Below are 1037 nucleotides of genomic sequence, written 5' to 3' on the forward strand. Positions count from 1 at the left end.
AAGCCGGACCGCGGCCCCCGCTTGAATCGCCTTTTGAGGCTACAGCTCCCTGCTCTGAAAGGCCAAGCCAACRGGGGCCGCGGAACTGGCTTTGCCAGGCCGCAGGCGCCGTCCCCTGCAAGGGGAAAAAGCACTACACGAAGTGAGGGCTGATAGGGGTGTATCCACGGCTTATCTTTACCTTTCGGCAACGGCAGGGAAACAGACGGCCCGCACACTTGCTTTCAACCTGAAGCCAAAAGCCGTATGTCACGACTCGATGGAACTCAGGCATCTTCTCCTGAAAGGAAGTTCCTCATGAAATTCGCATTCAACCGCTCCGCTTCCCTCAACAGCCTCGTACTCGCCGGCTTGCTGGCAACGGTAGGTGCCGGTGCCATGGCACAAACGCCTCCCGCACCACCCGCCGGATCGCCGCCCGCCGCAGGCAAGCCTGCCGGCCCCCATGGCGATCGCATGGGCCGCCACGACCCCGCCAAGATGCAGGCCATGATCGCCAAGCACCAGGCCGAGCTCAAAGCCAAACTCAAGCTCACGCCCGCCCAGGAAGGCGCGTGGACCGCTTACACCGCTTCCATGCAGCCGCCCGCCCACGGAGCACGCCCCACGCCGGAGCAACGCGCCGAGTTCGACAAGCTGACCACGCCCCAGCGCATCGACAAGATGAAGGAAATGCGCACCCAGCGCATGGCCGAGATGAACACGGCGATGGACAAGCGCGGTGAAGCCACCAAGACCTTCTACGCGGCGCTCACACCCGAGCAGCAAAAAACCTTTGATACCGAGCACAAAAAGCACGGCATGCGCCATGGCGGCCCTCGCGGTCAAGGTGGCCCCGCCCCGCAAAAGGGTTGATCCATAACCGCGACACGCTGAACTGAAGCGCGCCAGGCCCGCACGGCAGCCCCAACGGCTGCGTGCGGGCTTTTTTGCGGCCAGCCCACATTCCGCATTAGCTATTATTTTGATAGCTGCTTGCGCAGATTGTATATGGCTTAAAGGCCATTTTGACCAAAAACTGCGGCTCGCCAGACGGT

1 protein-coding gene is annotated in these 1037 nt (G+C 61.9%); it reads left to right on the forward strand.

What is annotated here, in order from left to right; all coding sequences use genetic code 11:
* Positions 1 to 297 precede the first annotated feature (297 nt).
* Positions 298 to 855, forward strand: coding sequence for a Spy/CpxP family protein refolding chaperone (locus AC1D1X_RS24215; RefSeq protein ID WP_477670406.1), 558 nt, complete (start codon positions 298 to 300; stop codon positions 853 to 855).
* Positions 856 to 1037: the final 182 nt, after the last annotated feature.

Source organism: Polaromonas sp. P1_G4, from assembly GCF_056405475.1.